The sequence below is a fragment of the Paenibacillus sp. VTT E-133280 genome, from assembly GCF_002264385.1.
GTDB lineage: Bacteria > Bacillota > Bacilli > Paenibacillales > Paenibacillaceae > Paenibacillus_AQ > Paenibacillus_AQ nitricinens.
This window is the reverse complement of sequence record NZ_NFUX01000022.1, coordinates 61,222-80,825: the sequence shown is the minus strand read 5'-3', so window position 1 is coordinate 80,825 and position 19,604 is coordinate 61,222. Positions and strand designations below refer to the sequence as shown.

The 19,604-nt window shown below is 44.4% G+C and carries 17 protein-coding genes; all 17 read right to left on the bottom strand.

Features of this window, described 5'->3' with window-relative positions:
• Positions 1-38: 38 nt before the first annotated feature.
• A complete protein-coding gene (locus CA600_RS12165; RefSeq protein WP_094870411.1) occupies positions 39-1,019 on the bottom strand; it encodes a hypothetical protein in 981 nt (326 codons plus the stop codon).
• Positions 1,006-1,557: a hypothetical protein gene (locus tag CA600_RS12160; protein ID WP_094870410.1), complete on the bottom strand. Its 552-nt coding sequence runs from the start codon at positions 1,555-1,557 to the stop codon at positions 1,006-1,008. The genes CA600_RS12165 and CA600_RS12160 overlap by 14 nt, the downstream gene beginning before the upstream one ends.
• A 14-nt stretch (positions 1,558-1,571) precedes the next feature.
• Positions 1,572-1,934: a hypothetical protein gene (locus tag CA600_RS12155; protein WP_143812135.1), complete on the bottom strand. Its 363-nt coding sequence runs from the start codon at positions 1,932-1,934 to the stop codon at positions 1,572-1,574.
• A complete protein-coding gene (locus CA600_RS12150; RefSeq protein WP_094870408.1) occupies positions 1,931-2,473 on the bottom strand; it encodes a hypothetical protein in 543 nt (180 codons plus the stop codon). The genes CA600_RS12155 and CA600_RS12150 overlap by 4 nt, the downstream gene beginning before the upstream one ends.
• 27 nt (positions 2,474-2,500) lie before the next feature.
• Positions 2,501-3,022 (bottom strand): hypothetical protein, encoded by a 522-nt coding sequence (locus tag CA600_RS12145; protein ID WP_094870407.1) that lies wholly within the window; start codon positions 3,020-3,022, stop codon positions 2,501-2,503.
• 56 nt (positions 3,023-3,078) lie between these two features.
• Positions 3,079-3,585: a hypothetical protein gene (locus CA600_RS12140; protein ID WP_094870406.1), complete on the bottom strand. Its 507-nt coding sequence runs from the start codon at positions 3,583-3,585 to the stop codon at positions 3,079-3,081.
• A gap of 13 nt (positions 3,586-3,598) precedes the next feature.
• The gene (locus CA600_RS12135) at positions 3,599-5,680 is read right to left on the bottom strand and encodes a hypothetical protein (protein ID WP_094870405.1); all 2,082 of its coding nucleotides are present in this window, start codon (positions 5,678-5,680) and stop codon (positions 3,599-3,601) included.
• On the bottom strand, positions 5,677-7,524 hold the full coding sequence (locus tag CA600_RS12130) for an ATPase, T2SS/T4P/T4SS family (protein WP_094870404.1): 1,848 nt from the start codon (positions 7,522-7,524) through the stop codon (positions 5,677-5,679). Before CA600_RS12130 ends, CA600_RS12135 begins: the two co-directional genes overlap by 4 nt.
• Complete coding sequence (locus CA600_RS12125) at positions 7,517-8,350, bottom strand: hypothetical protein (RefSeq protein WP_094870403.1); 834 nt, start codon at positions 8,348-8,350, stop codon at positions 7,517-7,519. Before CA600_RS12125 ends, CA600_RS12130 begins: the two co-directional genes overlap by 8 nt.
• A 6-nt stretch (positions 8,351-8,356) precedes the next feature.
• Complete coding sequence (locus tag CA600_RS12120; protein WP_094870402.1) at positions 8,357-8,926, bottom strand: hypothetical protein; 570 nt, start codon at positions 8,924-8,926, stop codon at positions 8,357-8,359.
• A 5-nt stretch (positions 8,927-8,931) separates the two neighbouring features.
• Positions 8,932-9,981 (bottom strand): SAF domain-containing protein, encoded by a 1,050-nt coding sequence (locus CA600_RS12115; RefSeq protein ID WP_076208263.1) that lies wholly within the window; start codon positions 9,979-9,981, stop codon positions 8,932-8,934.
• Between the two features lie 21 nt (positions 9,982-10,002).
• Positions 10,003-10,350, bottom strand: coding sequence for a hypothetical protein (locus tag CA600_RS12110; protein WP_094870401.1), 348 nt, complete (start codon positions 10,348-10,350; stop codon positions 10,003-10,005).
• Positions 10,351-10,371: 21 nt separating this feature from the next.
• Positions 10,372-11,832, bottom strand: coding sequence for a hypothetical protein (locus CA600_RS12105; protein ID WP_094870400.1), 1,461 nt, complete (start codon positions 11,830-11,832; stop codon positions 10,372-10,374).
• Positions 11,833-11,859: 27 nt separating this feature from the next.
• The gene (locus tag CA600_RS12100) at positions 11,860-12,111 is read right to left on the bottom strand and encodes a hypothetical protein (RefSeq protein ID WP_094870399.1); all 252 of its coding nucleotides are present in this window, start codon (positions 12,109-12,111) and stop codon (positions 11,860-11,862) included.
• Positions 12,112-12,131: 20 nt separating this feature from the next.
• The gene (locus CA600_RS12095) at positions 12,132-12,839 is read right to left on the bottom strand and encodes a hypothetical protein (RefSeq protein WP_094870398.1); all 708 of its coding nucleotides are present in this window, start codon (positions 12,837-12,839) and stop codon (positions 12,132-12,134) included.
• Positions 12,840-12,859: 20 nt separating this feature from the next.
• Positions 12,860-16,846: a type VII secretion protein EssC gene (gene essC, locus CA600_RS12090; RefSeq protein WP_179281600.1), complete on the bottom strand. Its 3,987-nt coding sequence runs from the start codon at positions 16,844-16,846 to the stop codon at positions 12,860-12,862.
• A 727-nt stretch (positions 16,847-17,573) separates the two neighbouring features.
• On the bottom strand, positions 17,574-19,505 hold the full coding sequence (locus tag CA600_RS12085; protein ID WP_094870396.1) for a beta-glucoside-specific PTS transporter subunit IIABC: 1,932 nt from the start codon (positions 19,503-19,505) through the stop codon (positions 17,574-17,576).
• Positions 19,506-19,604 lie beyond the last annotated feature (99 nt).

Sequence of the window (19,604 nt, the reverse complement as noted above, 5' to 3'; positions counted from 1 at the left end):
CTTCCTTCCGTCGCTAATATGTATTTATAGATCTAGATTTACCTAACCGCACAATCCTCAATAAAATATCCTTTTCGCGCGGCCTCCTCTGGATCGAACAGACTTTCTATAACAGTAACCCCCGAGGGTACACAGCTTTCTCCGTAAGCAATATGTCGCCCAGCTGAATTCCGGGTACCTATCAGAACCTTTCGTCGCATTACTGCCCCACTACCTAAGGAATATGCATCCAGCAGTTCTCCACCAGGAAGCGGATAACCTTGAATAAAAGCCATGATCCCTACATCCTGTATGGATTGCTCCTGCAAGCCACGGGGAAGGGTGAACTGAATCGACAAGCCCATTCGTTTCACCAGCTCCAAATGTCTGTTAATGGCTGTTGCCAAGTCTTTTTCAACGAGTGATGTGATCGTACTCTGCCGGATTTCGTGAAATAGTTCTATAGAGGTCAGAGGATTAAGATTGGTCTCAGCCGCTAGGGTTGTATACTCCCCCTCATAGAATTCATTAGTGCTAGTATCATACACCCGCGCATTGTCATCCAAAGTGAAATAAAGCAAATTGCCGTTCTGAAGCTTGTAGTAATAGGGACGCTCAGGCCAACTCACAGGCATAAGTTCGTCCTTCCCGCTATCACTAGCCGTGTCGTCCAGAGTAACCAACGTATAGCCGCTATATCCAAACATCACCAGTGCGGGTATATGCATTTTTAAATTGTTCATTTCAGTCTGGTTGTTCTCCAGCCCAAATTTCAAAGCTAAATTACTGTAAAAAACACTTAGCACATCCTGATCCAGTTGCAGCTGGCGTTCCCGCCCATAGTGCACTGCTGTGGTAGTAGGCTGCTGTTCCAGTCGTGACAGATAATCGCCAGCATCATCCACTGCGGCTTGAAAATCATCCGAATAGCGTTTATACATGTCCTGATTGAAGACCTGAAGATCTTCTCGAGTGTCGCCCATAAGAACAAGAGGAATGACCAGAATTAGAAAAACAAGCACAACACTAAGGGGCTTCACTTCGTACCATCCCCCCATACTTCAAATTGACCGGAATCATTTCACTATGAAACAAGAGCGATCGCATCCGTGAGGCAAGTGTCGTCCCTTCAGATTCCAGCCGGACATTGAACAGATCGCCTACATGCATGGTAAACCTTCTAGCTGGATCATCTGCAGCCAGTAAAGGTCCTGAATGCGGATATAAGATTTCCAAAATATCCTTGCTGAAATATCCGTCATATCGGACACTAAAGCTGTTCTGGAATGTAGAATAATCATCAGGATTCGTATATAAGGGCTGTAAATTCTTTTTGTAATACTCCATTTGCACTTTGAAAACACCATATGAAGCATCCAACGAATGAAGAAACAGCTCATAATCGGAAGTATCCACGTACCCTTTAGCACGAACGGTATCCACAAATTCCACCACAGCCGCATTGGCGGCGAGCTTAGTATTCCTTTCTACAACTTCGGATTGACGGAATGCCGGATAGACTCCGAACACAAATGCCAGCAAAATAATTATAATTACACCTTTCAGCGCGTCTGCCATGCGGCTCCTCCTTTCTAGCGGGTGGCGGAGATTTCCGTAATCATCTCATCGGTTCGCGTGACTCTTAACTGATAAGCAGCATCAGGCACTCCACGCAAATCCACTGCTGTAAGGTCCGATTCCTCATTAATTGCAATGCCATCGATATATAAAATATATTCCCCCTCCAGTGCTGGAGGGATCATACCGATGACCTGCTCACCGCTAATTTTGTTCAAATCACCTGTCCCTTTGTAAGGTGCCGATGCAACTGTCGGCAGCTCATAGTGCCTGTTTGGAACAGCACTCTCCATCTCCAGCCGCAAAAACGTAAATCCGCCTACGGCGAACAAGATCCAAGCAAAGAGGGTTAGTAGGAATTGGGTGCTATTTTTCATTTATGATCCGGGTTCTGATTAAATTCAATAATTCGAACCTCATCATTTTTGTCCTTATGTAAGGTAGCTCTAAAAATAGAAAGCGTATTGACATTACAGTTTTTACTGTTATCTTGGTCTGAGCTCTGGTCAAGCATTGCTGATACACTAAAGTTATCGGCACCACTGTTCTTGTCTCCAAGATCAAGCTCTGATGCCGGGTCTTCACCACTGGCCGCTTTCGCTGGCGCATAATAAGTTTTATATGTGTTTTTCGCATAAAAACCTGTTTTATTTACGCCAGTCTTTATCAGAATGGAAAATTGCGGACGCCCCTTATATCTCATTGCCGCATTAATCACATCCTGGCCAGATACATCCTTATTATCATAAGAATTGAACTCCGCTTGATTGATCATCTGAGTCTGGGCCAATGTCTGCTCCTGGGCACGAATAAAATAATTATTAATGACAAGATATATACTGACACCTGCGGCAATAATCAGAATTGTGACAATAATGCCAATCACCCATTTAAGTCCCGTAGAAATATTCTCCATCTATACCCACCCTTTTCGATATCGTTTTTATTTCTGTTTAAAAACAATTAAACGAACTTCCTCATTGCTGTCCTTATAAACAACCGCTTTAAAGACAGAGAGTGTATTCACCAAATAATTATCTCTGTTATATGAATCTGTATTTGTTTGATCAAGCATTGTCGAAACACTGACACCCTTTGTATATTTGTTATTCTTAGATAAATCAACTACCGGATTAGACGTATCTTTAGGTTCTTCGTAACTAGATTTATAAGTATTCTCCGCATAGAACCCAGTCGTATTTTCCCCTGTTTTAATCAAAATCGCGAACTGCGGACGTCCCTTATACCGCATTGCCGCATTAATCACATCCTGGCCGGATACATCCTTGTTATCATAGCTGTTGAACTCCGCTTGATTAATCATTTGGGTTTGGGCCAGAGTCTGTTCCTGTGCGCGGATGAAGTAGTTGTTGATAACCAGATATATACTTACGCCTGCGGCAATAATAAGAATGGTAACAATAATGCCGATAACCCATTTAAGTCCGGTCGAGATATTCTCCATGATGTTTCCTCCTCACCTTATTTGAAGCTAGTTTTATTTTTTTGCTCTTTACGCATCTACTCCGCAACGAAATAAATAGCTGCAATCCGCTCATTTTTATCTTTTATCAGCTTAGCCTTAAATCTGGCTTGCGGACTAATATAATATCTTCCTGAAGCCTCCGAGAGTTCTTCTACATCTACACCTCTAGTATCAGGTCCCTCTTTGAAACTCCCACTGGAATAATCAAACGCACGGCAATAATCTTCTCCGTTTGGATTCATGCTAAATCTTCTTTCTGCCTCATTCTGACCATTCGCATATGGTTTTTCAATGTATAAGCAGAAGCCCTGCTGCGATTCGTACCTCCGATAAGCCGTAAGAATCTGGGAGCCGCTGACGATCTGATTGTCAAATGCGGAATATTGCTGCTCCGAAAGCTCCCTGGCCTGTGCCGCCGCCTGGCTATTCGCCAATTCGACAACGGGCTGTGTCTTCCCCCACAAGAACAGACCGGATGATATAATGGCCAGCGTAATCAGAATCGATATCGTTGTTTTCAAAAAGCTTGCTATATTCTCCATGCCTGTATCTCCTTCACATTTTGCCAGTTACAACAGTCAGGTCACCCAGCTGCTGGAAGGCCATATAGACGAAGGGAAGCAGTAAATATAAGGTGAACGTTGCCTGCATCGGCAAGAACCCAAACATTTTACCCAGTGTACTTTTCCTGCTGATGACCTTCTCATAGTGCTCCTTGCGCTGATCCATCGCGAATGCCCTCTCCGCATCCATATCATCAAACGCCTTCTTCACCGGGATCAGATCGGCTGCCACCTGCAAGCGGTCTGCGAGCCGTTCGAGGGGAATGAAACGTGCGTCCTCCTTCAGATTCTCAATGGCGCTCCAGCCTCCAGCCTCATAATCCAGCATGCAGCGCAGCAGCTGCCGCTCAAAAATATAGCTGTAACGATGCAGCCACTCTATCATTTCGTACACGCTGATATTCGGAAATTGAGACAGCATCATGGAAAGTGTATTGAAGCCATCCACCTCATTCTGCATTTCCCACTTTCGCAGCTGAGTACGAATGATTAAGTAAGCATCCGGAAGATAAAACCCTGCCAACGCCAGCCCAAAAGCCAGCAAAAGCTCATACCATTTGTAATACTCCTCATGATATTGCTCTACCCTGTTCATTAACTGTGCAGCATAGGCATTCTGGTTCAGATTGTTCTGAAGGAAAGACTTATTCTCCGCTTTCTCCTGAATGTAGGGCAACATCTGATCCGGTGTAATATCCTTCGCTACCAGTTCTCCAATTAAAGTCTGCTCAAAAGCGTACCGTTCCTCGCTAAGCATCTTCTGAGATTCTGTCTGATTGCCGCCTGTGGTGATCTGCTTATTGGGGTACAGGATGTTATGCTTGATATTGGCATGGATCGAGAATTGAAGCGATACGATCAACGTAAAGATAACGACTGCCGCTAGTGTTTTCTGCAAAAAGAAGGCATGTTGCGACAACCCAGAGTTAGCATCCTTCAGTTTGCCGGCTACCTTGAAATGAAGAGGCTCATGTTCTGCCGGTGTGATCCGATCCACCAGTTTGAAAATCCATTTTTTCTTCAGGATCCGATTTAACCACTTACCCTCATCTTTGATAGATTGCGTGTCTTCATCCACACCCTTGAGAATCCGCAAGGCAATAAACGATATTATGAACGTGATATACAGTAAGATTAAAGAATATAACCCCCAGGCCGAATTGTAGTAATTAGATACAATAGGAAACATTCCCTCCGCCCAATTGCGGATTGGATCCAGCATGAATACCGGTGAAATGGCTACAAAAACGATACCGTATAACAAACGATCGATTCGTTCACGGCGATTAATATCCATATGAATCTCTTCTCTGATATTGCCAAGCATCGATAGATAAATCGAACGCTCCCCTTTATGGATATCCGCATCACCATATTCACCTATTTTGTAACTCACCCCAGCCAGTTGCTTCATATAACGGTTAGGTGCAATCTCATAATATTTCTGCAGTTCATCTTCCGGGTCCACCGCTGCCAGAATCCCGGCAATCTGCCGGGCATGCACGGCTACCATTGGTTTCGAACGTTCCGCAGAATTCTCCAAGCTGACTTGCACCATATGTGTCTGATGATATTCATGGCGAATATCCAGAATCATGGACGATTGGTCATATAACATCTGCTTTACTAAACGCCCAATGAAGAGATCACTAAGGACACCTCCAAGATAAACTGAGACTAGCATAATAGTCGCACGGCTTACCCAGGATGAAGTCCAGAGGAATGAACTCAACGAAATGATCAGAATACAAGCAACAATCATTAGCGTCAGCGCAGCCGCGCGACTTCTGATCATGATTTCATTGCCTGCATGAACCAAGGTCAGACGCGAGCGCATCCGGTGAAGAAGTTTCTTCACTAATGGCAGTTCATCAAGTACCGGATAAGTTTTATGGGCCTGCTCCAACCATCTTTTTTCCTTTGTTCTCGTTGGCAGGAGAGCCTTTAGTCGCCTTTGCTCTTGATATTGTGTTCCCTTCAATTTACGCTGCACTATGTTAAGCAGCACAAGCAGGACAACCAGTAGCACTCCCGAGGTTCCCAAAATAATCAACAATAGGTTTTGCAGATTCATGCGGATTGCCCCCAATACTTCTCAAGAAATGCAGCGAATTCTAGTGCATCCTCTTCATCCATATTTTTGCGCATTTCATCGATTTTACGGCTGCTGATCGGATGCTTGGTCACGTATTCTCCGGCTTCCCACATAATGACATCCTTATAGTCATAGGAACGCCGATCTGTCATCCGGCCAAAATATTCGGTCATGGTATCCATAAAAGCATCCAGCTTGTCCGTAATATTCTCAGGATCCTTGTAGTTCTGAGGATATTCGAACTGTGGATCTGCCGGGATAATCTCTGTAATCCGTTCGATATATCTTTTCCCAGCACGCAGGACCAGATGGACGTTGAAGCCAAGCGCCTCAACAACCTGAACCTCAGCAATTTTCTCATTACTGAAGGCTCCCGATGCGATAAGACTATTGCGCAAAGCGCTGACCAAATTGGGCAGTGTTTTGCCGTGGTGTGTAAATAATGTATATTCAGAAGCTACCTGGGCTGCCTGAATCACATAACTGACCACACTATGAGTAGCCGCCTCACCAACAATATTCACAGCGCCATCCGTTTTTTTCTGCACATCCAGCCCATCCTGCCCACTAACGGAGGGGGTTTCTCTAAACGATAAAATATTTTTACCCGGATACATTTTTCTTGCCCAGATCTCGAAGGAAGTCTCCTGAATCCGGATATTCTTCGCATCAATATATTTGATCAGTGCCTTAAGCAGCGTTGTTTTCCCCGAGCCCTGTCTGCCAGTGATAGCAGTGACCTGATGGCCCAGGATGAGAAAAACAAGCATATCAATCGCAAGCTGTGCCCCTTGATCTTGAATCTGCTGATCCAATTCCACGAGCGAATCGTTAAATTTGCGGACAAAAAAAGCCCAGCTTTCAGCCATTTTGGGCCGCACAACCACGACCCGGCTGCCATCAGCCATATCGTTGATGATATAACCCTTGGATTCATTTAATTGTCCAGGGTTACCAAACCCATAGATATTTTGGCAAACCCGCTTAAGCTCCTTCTCAGAACCAAAACTTAAGAATTCCAGGTGAAGCGACTTTCCGCGATAGAACGTCCACACCGCATCATAGGATTGTGGTATGAAATGCTGCTGCTTCGTATATTCCAGAAAATCTGTAGTCTGAACGACATCAGGAGGCATGCCACTTGTTCCTCCATTGACTCCGTCGATGTTCTGATCTCGAAGCTCATCAATAACGCCGAGCCCCTTATAAATTTGATAAGCTCTCTGGACAATAATTTCAATCTTGTCCTGGATGGACAATCTCGGCTGCTCGGACTGATAGATATGGCGAATCTGCTCTTCGGTGATCTTATACCCCTTAGATCCATCAGGCAGCTTTTGCAGTGTATCCAGGCTATATTTGCTTACTATTACATTAAATGCATTCTGACCATGATCTTTTTTGAAAACATAAAGCAAGATATCGAAGCAATCCTGTGAAGTCAATCGATTCGTATGGCCGAAGCTGATAATCTTATCTACATTTCCTTCATCCAGACCGTAGGTCTGAACCAATAGATCCTTCATATAAAGCTTCACGTATTTCTTAGCGGATAGATCGCCGTGCATGCAACTTCGGAGCGCTTTCTGCAATTCCCTTCGCCGCGCCTTCCGACGGTTGTATTCTTCCTCACTTGGGCTTCCTTCATAAAGAGACGCAGCTATAATCTCCTCAAAAGCCCTTCTCAGAAATAGCACGATTTCATTCATATCATATTTCAGTTGGACGGAAGGTGGAGCAGCATCCTTACGTCTGCCCAGCCATAAGTAGAGGAACACTCCAATAGCTATCAGGACTACAAAGATCAGAATCAGATTAATCATTCGCAACATCCAATTCCGATACTGGAGAAATCTCCAGCATCCGGAGAATAAGCTGTCCCATATGTCGTACCGCCTCAGTGAAGCTTCCGTCCTCACTAAACTCCAGAAAACGGGATTTAGCTTCTCTTGCCTTCAATAGAAACTGAACAAAACGCCGTTCATTTTGAGCATCCATATAACCAATATGATGTGGGATAACACCTACTGCTTTTTTCTTCAATTCATACAGCTTAATAATTCTCTCTTTATTGAACCTGGAGCTGCGCTCATAAGCCCCAATACAATAGAGGACTGGCTTATGACTCGGCACAGGAGCTTTGTTTTTATTCAAAAAATAGGAATCCAGACTGACCTGATTCTGATTTAGGTTAACCACAATCAAATCTGCCTGCTCCATAACCAGAGACACAACATCCGGATCATCTTCAGAGGAAAGGTCCACAAATAACAAATCATAAAACCTGCGATAATCCTTGTAGATATGCGGAAGCAAGAGCTTTGTCTCATGTTTCTCAGTACTCATAGATCCCCTAAGCAGTTCCAACCGATCCTTAAGAATGGACTCCGCATGATCTCTAATTCCTTCAGGTGTCAGCATTCCACACTGCACTAATCTCTCAATCGCATCCATTCCGCCGGTTGTCTGTGCAGACTGAAGCGTTGTTCTTGTCTGTGAGAATAAATGCTCAAGCACCCCTTGCTCCAAATGTGTATGTGTCATTAACACGCGGATATGATGATCTAGCGCTATGGTAGCCGCAACAGCTGCCATATTCGAAGTTGTTCTCCCCTGCCCTTGAGCAGGTCCCCAGAAAGCCACTAGCACAATTACCTACCCCCGTTTCCTTGCATACTGCCATAGCTTCTTGATGTCTTGCTTTGGAACATCGCAAATTTCAATCAAAAAGTCATTTACAGCTTCAGCAAAATCCTTATCTACCTTAAGATCCACCCTTCCATCATGGACCCAATCAATTCTTCGCTCCGGACTACTGATGTAACTGATTTTTGAAGTAATCACTGGATAATATTTATCCACATACTTCAGTCCAAGTCCGCATTCTTCTTCTATGATAAGCAGTACAGTAGGAATCCGTTTCTGATCCAGCAACATATCTACGTTCTCCATAGCCTGACGTTCATAGGTGGTTGCGAAGACAATAATCTCCTCCTCAAGACCCTCAGGATACCCATGATGCCAGTCATACAGAACGATATCCGGTTTGTCAGCTACGCTTGAATCAGCAATCTTTATACCAGACACTTCGCCTTCAAAATACTGATAATTCCTGCTGTTATCCGAAATAATCATGACATCGTTGTTGAAATAACTTTTCAACAGAATAGCCGCTGCCAGTATGAAATCGTGCTTCTCGCAATCCCCTGCGACAACAATGTGCAAATCGGTCACTCTCCTTCCAGCAGACTGTCATCTGTGGCTGCTTCTTTATTCGTCACACCCGTTGAACTCTGGTCTGCACTTGAATCGATCGGCGCTTGATTGGTCCGATCTATCACTCCGTTCACGGATTGGCTGTCATCAACTTTCGCAGCCTCCTCTGCTGCCGCCGCTCCCTGCACAGCCTTTCTCTGGATCACACCACTGCCGCTTGGTGCCTGTGCTCCCACACGAATTCTATCTTCATCCTCCATAACTTCGAGCCGTTTCTCCAGTTCCTTACGAAGATTGGCAGCAAGACTCCACTTGGCCTGATCTATAATGAAAGGATTATCCTTAATTACTCCAAGTACATCCAGATTAGGGACATAATTAACTACAGGTTCAGGCTGAAGCTCCGGTTCTACGTACTGTTTCATATACAGTTCTGCGTTATTTATGTATGCATCTACCAGGGCAGCTTGCAGGAGCTGTGCTTCTTCTTCATTGTCATTAAAAAATGTATATTGATTCGCTAAATCTACGTCCTTCAGCGACTTCTTTCCTACGACTATGTAATCCTCGCCATTCGGGAAAACGATCCGAATATCTACGACATCTTTTTTCGTTAACCGAAGCGGCAGTTTAATATATTCAGTCTCTTCTTTTCGTTCTGATGGCTCCAATCTCGCTTCATCACGTACCATTTCAGTAGTTACCGCTGTGCCTGACAATGCATCAATCTTCAAGTACTTGCCTACAATCGCTTTAGACTCACTGATCAGATTATCCGGTGAGGAGAATTTGGGTAGCTTCTCTTCCATTACATCCTCAGCGGTAATCACCTCTCCAGCTAGCTTTGGAGATATCAGAACATACGCTGTCTGGGATTGATCCATATAGCGCTGCAAGACTTCATCTTTATCATTCAGCTGTTCTTCGTAAGCTGCCCGCTCGTCGATCAGCTTAGCGTTATAATGGCGATAAGTTGCAAACCATACCCCGGATGTGGCAACGGCAACAAGACAACCTGATAGGATCGTATATCTCAGTATTTTTTTCCGCTTACGTATTGCCACTTCAAGACCTCATTTCCATCCCTATTTGATTTTCCCTTTCGATTTTGCGGCCGCCGCTGCCGCTGCTGCCCGTTCGGTGGCTTGTCTTTCAGCTTCCTTAATTCTGGCTGCCTCTGCTCTCTCTTCCTCCACCTGTAATTTATCTGCATATTTCATCATATTTGATTCAATTTGGGCTATGGCGGCTTTAAATTCGTTCATTTTCTTTATCCATTCCTCACAATGCTGCTTAAACTCTTCCCCACCCAAATCTACCCAATAACCAGACACTCCTGTGATTGCTGCTCTCATCTTATCGCTGCACTCCTGGGCAGGGGAGAGAAGTCGATGGCAATCAAAAGCAATGCCCCTTACCATACCTGAATTCATACCCAGCCTCCTGATTGATAATTACCGGCTCTCCGGAACAAATGAAAATCCTATGCCTATTAATAACAAGGTCACAAACAAAACCGTCCCAACAATTCCCCAGAGCAGCGTTTGCTTGCGAAAGAGCTTTTTCTGAACGGTCAGCAGCTTCATTACCCATTCAACAGCCGCTTTATCTGGATACAAAGGATCTTGATGTGCAGGCATCAGAGTCGTTTGAATTTCTGCAAAATCCTTTTTCAACATTTGTAATACTTCCTGATGTCCATTTTCCAGCAGTAGCCTGCACCGCTTGCGCTCATAAGGATTAAGGGTGTTCAGCTTCTCTTTCAGCAGTTCATACTTCCACATAGCCCCGTTGCCTACCAAAATAGGAATTTGCGAGTTCCACCACAGCTCGAGTCCGCTGGTGCCCTTCCGCTCCCGATGGATATCCACCCATAGAATGATATGCGTGAAATCACTGGCCAAAAGCTCCGAAATATCCCACGAATACCCTCTGCGATAGAAAGTGACTCCTTCATATTCGAACATGGTAGAAACCGAATCTTCTTTCTCACCCTTAAAAACAATCTGTTCAAGCGAACTGATTTCGGGCCTGTCATCTCCGCATACCAGGGGCTTCCAGCCCAGTTCTGCCAGACCCGCGGCCAGTAGAAACGCCGCTGCACCTACGTCTTCTTCCCCTCCGACACCACAAACTCCGATGACAAGTGGTACATTACTGCCCAGAATTCTCGCACTAACTGCTGGCGTAGATTTTTCTTCTACCGGAATAGATTGTTCCAGACTCTCCAGCGTTTCCGCTTCGGTTAATGACGGGGTCTCCTTTCTGGCCGGAGGCCCCGGTCTAGACGGAGTTGATCCTGCTGAAGAGCGAGGAGCAACGGATGGTCTCCTGTTGGCGGCATCTGCTACAGTTCTGGAACCGGCCGCCACTGGCTGTGGACGGGTAAGCGACTCCACCGGTCTCGGAGGAGCAGACGGTGCCTCTTCCACTGCCGCGTCAAAAGCTACTCTTGATGATGAGCCTTTAAACGAAGAAAAAAGGCCTTTCTTTTTACCCAGGATATGATAATAATCCCTTGTAGTTTTTTTCTCTTTGATCCAATTCAGAAGATCATCGCCCTGGAATTCCGTAGTGAACTGAAGATCATGTATGTTCATATTTACCAGGGTCCGTATAAATTCAATATCCGTTTGCAGCGCCGGGTCTAACTGAACGATCAGCCGAGTATGTTTAAGATATTTGCGGATCAGTGTCATGAAACTGATAATATCCGCAGCCTTGACCGGTGTGCCCAGACCCGCGCCGCCCTCCATAATTACAATGGATGAAGGATCGACTTCCTTACTACTGAAACCACTTATAAAACTATGTAATGTAGAATGTTTACCGGAAATTACATAACCCTCATGCTCCAGCGACCTGGATAGCAGCATTATAAGTTCAGGTGAGCAGACTAAGTGTACGCTTTTCATAGGAATCCTCCTTTACGATCTCCCAGCTCAATAGGGCAAAATACGAACTATGGCTCCGTCCCCTTGTATAATCTCTGCGAGAACAGCATGCGGCCCCAACTCCATCCATTCTTCGCCCGTACGGCTGGCTTCACATTTAAATTCCCAGTGATCCGGAAGCCAGTTGGCTTGCTTAAGTAGCTCGATACATTGCCCTGTAGAAATAGAAAGAGAGACTTCCAAATCCAAATACTTCTCTCTTTCACCTTTAAATACAAAAGTAGTCAGTGCAGTTGACATAGTCTGATCCCCCAGATTTGTTAAGCTTCTTGCAGCCAATTACATAATTCATTTACTACTGTAGACAAGGATTGTGTGGTTTGACTGGCGTCTTCTTCCACCCCACGCAGCAGCCACATTTGATCTTCATGAATCAACAGGTTCAGTTCGCGAATCACCTGTGCCTCCTCGGTAATGCATTGGATTTCTGCCAAGGAAGTTATGAATGCACCTGCTTGAAGAGACTTTCCCACCCACGTTTCAAAATCCACTTCTTTATTTATCGCTTTTTGTAATTTATCTTTATCGCTCAATTCCCACACTAAAGGGATTCTCTCAATGACCTGATACATCAGCTCATGTAATGCATAAATCTCCTGAAGCTTATAAGTGTTACTTTCCGGCTGATGCTCAAGTTCAAACCAAACTTCATCCTGAACAAAATAGAAGACCTTGCAAGTCTGTCGATTCGTATGCATAAGCTGGCAAAAATAAGATTTGCAGCTGGATGCAACAGCGATACCTCTATGAAGCACTTCATTCACTTTGGCGAGCCCCGCAAAATCAACCTCTAAATATCCCTTCACTTCAAGCGACCTCATCTGAGCATCCATTAAGGAGCGTAAATTACGCTCCGACTCGTCTTTGAGATCGATTTCCAGACCTGGAAAACTAGTTCCTCCTATCAATGCAGTCAAATAGATAATTTCTAAAGGATGCAATTCAAACATTTCACGAGCCGGCTTCATCGCTTTTTTCACCTGCTTATCTATAGTTCTGTAATCATTTTGAGGCGTGAAATGGTCCCCTCAGTTAGCAGTATCGCTTCAGTATTATCCAATACCTCGTTCAGCTCATGGTATTCCATACTCTCGAGTAGTGGAGCATAAGACAAATGATCATTGGGTCTTCCATCGGACAACAACGCATGTCCACTGTTAATCAGTTCACCCGCAAAATCAGTGACCAATTGCATTTGATTCAGTTCAAACGAATCGCTGCCGACCAGCAGCATTACACCAAGTCCACCGCCAAACCTCGCTACCCGCTCCAAATGATCCAGTGAATCATTCTCCATCAGATCAAAAGCGGACTTAAGATGAGGCATTACAATGACGAGAAGCGGATACTTAGACAGAATATACTCTGCCTCGTCAAACTCTTCACGGTTTTGAGCATCTGCAAAAGCTTGCCGTGCATCATTTTTCCTTAGTTGCAGCTGATCCACTAAAGATTGTGTGAGCTGTAAAAACTCTTCAGCTGTGCACATATAGCGGGTAATCGTTGAACTAGCTTTCAAGCTCGGTATACTGACAACACCACTATCAAACAGATGGAATTCCATAGTTACTTCACCTGCTGATTTATCAAGAACTTGTATTAAGGCGTTAAATCTAAAATCCACATGCTTTTGAGTAGTATAAGACACTACAAAATTGCTAACCTGCTTTACATTGATCTCTACCGGAAGTGTAGTATCCCAATCCAGCCCGAGCGGTACCTGATAATTCCCCTGCGGTTGTTCCTTCGGCACACGTTCCAGAAGCTCTGCCAGTGAAAGCTTGTCCGGGATCACTGAAATCCCCACAGGGTTATTCACACCTGCCACTGCTTTCATCTCCGAACTAATCCGGCGGAGAGAGGCAGCAATCTGATCATCCGAGCTGCCATCCACAGGAAGCGCGGTATGAAATTCCAGAATCAGGTTATCTTTGAGCAGTCCGCGGCCTACTGTATTCGTTGGCTCCATCCCTTCTGTTCTGCCCAGAATACTGGAATAATCCAATCTATCAGACATTTGGTATACTAGAGCCTGCTTAATATTCTGGCTGATTCGGTAAGGATAAGAGTTTACAGCATTGGCAGCGAACACGAAGTATATCCCGTAATTACCGCCTTCACGCACCAACTTGGAAAGCTCTAAGATAAAGTCATCATAGGCTTCTGAGAATCCTGTGTAATTATCGAGCAGAATAACAATGTAAGGAACCTTCTCTCCAGTGGCCGCACTGTACGAGACCAAATTGCTGATTCCAAGCTGAGAAAACTTACGTTTGCGTTCATCCAATTGGGACAACAACCAACTGATCAGTTTTCCAAGCTTTTGTTCGTCCTCTGGAAAAATAATATCCCCTACATGTGGAAGCTCGTGGAATACTCCCAAGGTGCGTGTACCAAAATCCAATATATAGAAATGAACGTAATCAGGTTCATATTTCAAGGCGAGGGACATGATAATTGTCTTTAACAGCGTAGTCTTACCGCTGCTCGGCGCTCCATAAACCAGTAAATGTCCATCCTGATTAAAATTAATATCCAGATTGTATTGCTCCTGATCTGACGGATTATCAATTCGTCCAACGGTGGCAATAAGACTCTGATCTGGCTGCTTCCATGATTGCCCATCCCAGATCTGATTCTGATCCATAACATCCGCTAAAGTCATAGTCTCCGGAAGTGGAGGCAGCCATAGCTGAAAGGCCTCTCCGATCGATTGCTCAGCAGAAATGGCAGCTATATGATTAACCACAGCCTGCAGCTCACTCAGTTGCGAGGCATGATCACTGTTTTTCGCCTTAGGAATCAGAGCTCTGCGTTCACCACTTAGTGAAACGATATCCATCTTTGGACTTCCATCCTGATCTGTCTCCCCTGCTTGATAAGGCGCTCCGCTCCAGGAGGATTGGAACAAAGTGAACACTTCATTATTACCAACTTGCAAATACCCACGGCCTTTTTCTTTGATCTCTGCTGCCTCCGTGCGTTTCAGCATCTCCTGACTATCCGAAGGTGTCTGCACCTTCAGACATAGCTTAAATCTGGAGTTACTCCAGATCTGGTCATCGACTACGCCAGAAGGTTTTTGTGTTGCCAATATTAAGTGAATCCCCAAGCTTCTTCCGACCCGTGCCGCACTGACTAGCTCTTTCATAAATTCCGGTTGATCTGATTTAAGTTCTGCGAACTCATCTACCACTATGATCAAATGCGGCAAAGGAAGGTTAACTTCTTTATTGCGGTAAAGAACGATGTAATTATCAATGCTGGTCACTCCGGCTTCACTGAACAGTCGCTGTCTCCGCAAAAGCTCACTTTTGATGGAGGCAAGGGCCCGATTGATCTGATTACCGCCAAGATTGGTGATTGTTCCCACCAGATGTGGAAGTCCAAGAAAAGCATTAGCCATTCCTCCACCCTTATAGTCGATCAATACAAAAGCAATCTCATGCGGATGAAAGTTCACTGCCAGACCCAAAAGTAGAGACTGAAGCAGCTCACTTTTCCCCGATCCGGTAGTGCCGGCTACTAGACCATGTGGACCATAGCTTTTTTCGTGCATATCGAACAAAAGAAATTTCCCGCCTGCCCCGAGCCCCAGAGGAATGGACAATGTACGGTTAGCCTGGTTTTTTGACCAGCGCTCCAATACCTTTAGAGCCTCTACCTGCTCAACCTCAAAGCTCTCCAGAAAAGTTACCATTGGTGGGATATAGCTGTTATTTTGACCTTCCTTAATTCTGAGCGGAGACAAAGAACGGGCAAAAAACTCTGAATTTTTTTTATCCAGAGAATCGGCAGAAAAATAATCCGCTAAATGACTTAACAGCTGATTAGTATCTTTTCGAACCATCCCCTTACCATCCTTGATTTCCAGAATAGCCTGGGAATTCAGCGGCAGCGCAACATCAATCTTTTCCGATGTAAAAATGCTGGTCACCCCAAGTGAAGCATTGGCCGAGAGCAAATACTTCATCATATCCGTGCTGTCCCACAGTTCAGGAGCAAAAACCAGAAAAACATAATGCGGGGTCTGCATTGGCTGTAGTCCATAACCATTCGTGCTGTTTTCTTCTCTTTTTCTAAGCTCTGGAAGTAATTCATCCGCAATATTGGAGGCATCAAAGGATGTTGTAGCCAAACTTCTCTGGCTTCGATTTTTATTCCATGTATGGGGCAACCATTTCAACCATTCCCAGTGCTGCAGATCATCAGGCTGCATCACGCATATTACCCTTACATCATCGTAGCCTTGGTGTGTTGTTAAATGAACTAGAACACCATTGAGGAAATCACGAACCTCCTGCTGTTTGCCGTAAATTCCGAGCGTATTAATATTCCTTAGCGGTATGTAGACCGGAATATCTCGCACAAAATACATCTCTTCGCATATTTTACTGGCGATTTCTTCAAGTGGGTTGTCATCGTCAATCGCTTTCGCTTTCGAGCTATATATTGGCACCAGAGCAATCGGCTGGATACCAACACCAACCCTGAGATTCAAAAAGTCATCTTCAATTCCGGTTTTTTCCCACAGCTGCTTGCTTCTCACCCGTACGATTTCAACACAAGATTGAATACTTGGATGGATATATGTATAGGCTTCTCTTTGCGTACTGGCGGCACTTTGTAAATCATTACGAACCTGGAATAAGTAGTTGAGATATTTCTTTTCAAGTTTTTTGTTCTGTTCATGATGTTTTTTCACACTGGATTTATAATTCAAAATTGAAACCATGACCGTCAGAACAGTCATACCCATGGTTGATATCAGCATGGTAAACGACCTGGTCAATGTTGACATAAATATAGAGATGACTAACATCCCGATGGGAGGGACTATAATCGTCAACCATGAGAAGGTTGGTTTTCCCGATGGTCGGGCAGGATCCTCCAAAACCAATTCGCCTTCCGGGTAATTCGGTTTAATTCGAGGGGTTCTTTGTACCTGATTAGTTAGCATTTCTTGAGTACTCATCTTTTTCATCACCACTGGATAGGAATTTTGGATTAACAAGAATAAATAGTGTAAATTTTAAATAAAAAAATAAATTATTTTCCAATTTAGGAGATACATACTGCATTATCGGTTCGACGACTAAATAGTTTATATTTTCCATAACATTTTTTGCTAAAATGGTTCAAAGATCCCCAATAAATTACCATTATTTTCATAAAAGTAAAATTACTAGTGTATATAGATCCAGTTCTAAGGTCACCTAATCGTGCTTTATTTTTGATATAATTTAAGACATATGGCACATTTACTTTTTTTATTTCTTTTTGTCCATCATACTTCTCGGTACTAAAATTACGAGTTTTTTGTATCCAATATTCCATTTTAGACCCTATGTATCAGACCATTTCTACCAAACTGGAGAGAATTCATACTTCTGGAAGGAATTAACCCGTGAAAAAACCAGGAAATTCCTGCTAACTCGAACTATTTCCCGGTATCAAATCTCATATATGTTTAAGCAAATGCAAACAGACAACCTCGTATGAGGCTGCCTGGCTACCCTGTATATTCATAATTTACGTCTTCTCAACTAATACTGGAATTTGACTTTTTAACGCAAATTCAAAACATTTATTTTGTTGAACTTTTTACAATTATATTGCCCCACGGTACCAGTGAAACTATTTGGGTTCAGACAAACCGCTAGGACACTGAAACGCCGGATCGGCCCTATCACTTCCTATTATTAACGTGTAACCAAGGCCAACTTTTCGTTTATCTTCACAGAAGTCCCCGCCTGATTTATGACTTTTGTCGTTTCGGTCGTATTCGTAATGATGATCGGTGTAATAATGTTGAAGCCTTCACGGCGGATGCTTTCCAGATCAACTTCCATCAAGATGTCACCTGCATTCACCGTATCCCCCGGCTGAACCCGAGTATTGAAGTATTTACCTTTCAGCTTAACTGTATCTATCCCCACATGAATCAGTACTTCTGTACCATCATGGCCTACTATCGCAATCGCGTGCTTCGATTTCGCCAGGGTAGCTACTATACCGCCAATAGGTGAAGCTACCTGCCCGGAGGATGGCTCAAGTGCCAACCCTTTTCCCATCGCCTCACTTGCGAACGCCTCATCCGGCACTGCTGAGAGCGGCAATACCTTGCCTGACATAGGACTAGTCAACAATGCGGAATTAACCTTGTCCGTTTCTATAGCACTGGAGTTTACTTCAATGGTCCCTGAATCTTGCACAGGATTGTTTCCGGACTCCTGAGCAGCATCAGCTGCAACCAGCGTATTATCTTCAACATCGTTGAAGCCGAACATGAGAGACAGCAGAAACGCTGCGACAAAAGAAACGACAATCATAATCACACCATAAATAATGTTTGAAGTTCCTCTTTCACCGGAAAAAGCAAGCAGAGCCATAATATTGTTCTGCGGAACATATAGAGTTACATGTACAATCCCCGCGAAGCAGCCTGCGATGCCCGCTGAGATAGCGGCGGCTAACATCGGTTTCTTCAACTTCAAGAGTACACCATACAAAGCTGGTTCGGTGATGCCCATCGTGGAAGAAACCCAAGAAGCGGAAGCTAATTGCTTCATCGACTTGCTCTTAGAGCGAATGGCAACGGCTAACGTAGCTCCAGCCTGAGCAAGGTTCGCACAAATCTGAGCTACCAGAATTAAGGCTTCCTGCCCGGTAGCTGCAAAGGCAGAGATGAATATTGGTGTAAGCGCATGGTGCATCCCAGTCATAACAATGAACGGGAAAGCAGCAGCAAGGAGAGCTACCATGACAAAACCGAGCGTGCCTTGCATCAATTCAATCACATAAGCCAGTCCTTGTCCGGCATAGTTCCCGAGCGGTCCGACAACGATTAGCGCCAAAGGTGCGCTGATCAACAATAGCAGCGTTGGATTTAACAGGATTTTCAGCATATTAGGAACGATTCGATCTATATATTTCTCAATATAGGACATCATCCATACTGTCAACAGGACAGGAATGACTGAGGCTGCATATATGACAGGTGAAACCGTTATCCCCAGGAAGGAGATTGGATCTTTAGAAGCCACCCAGGAAGAGAAGTTAGGATGGAGTAGAACACCTGCGACGATAACTGCAACTGAAGTATTGACTTTGAATTTCCGGGATGCACTAACCGCTAACAGAATCGGCATGAAATAGAATGCAGCATCCCCGATAATATCCAAGATTCGATAGGTGTCTGCTTCTGGTGACATCAGATCGAAGGTGGTCAACAGCGACAGAATGACCTTGATCATCCCTGCAGCCGTTAACGCCGGAATCATTGGTGTCATACAACCGGTAATCGTATCAATGATCCGGCCTAGGACTCCTTTGGTTTTACCGTTCCCTGGAGACTTACCGGAACCACTCTCATCTGCACTTTGCACATTAAGATCAATAATTTCTTTATAGACCGCATTTACTTCATTGCCGATGATGACCTGATATTGATCAGATGTTACGTTTACTCCCGCTACCGCTTCCATGCCGTTCAACTGTTCCTTGTCGGCTTTATCATTGTCTTTTAAACGGAACCGCAAGCGAGTCATGCAATGCTCCAGGTCAATGATGTTTTCCTTCCCGCCGACGAGAGATATGATTTGTTCCGCAATTTGTTTGTAGTCTTTTTTCATATGGTCTTCCCCCTTAACCGTTTTCATTCGAGCCCTTTGAAAATAACGGAGCCGCAAGTCCTCTTCCAGAGGACCGCTGCTACGTATATAGAGACCTCT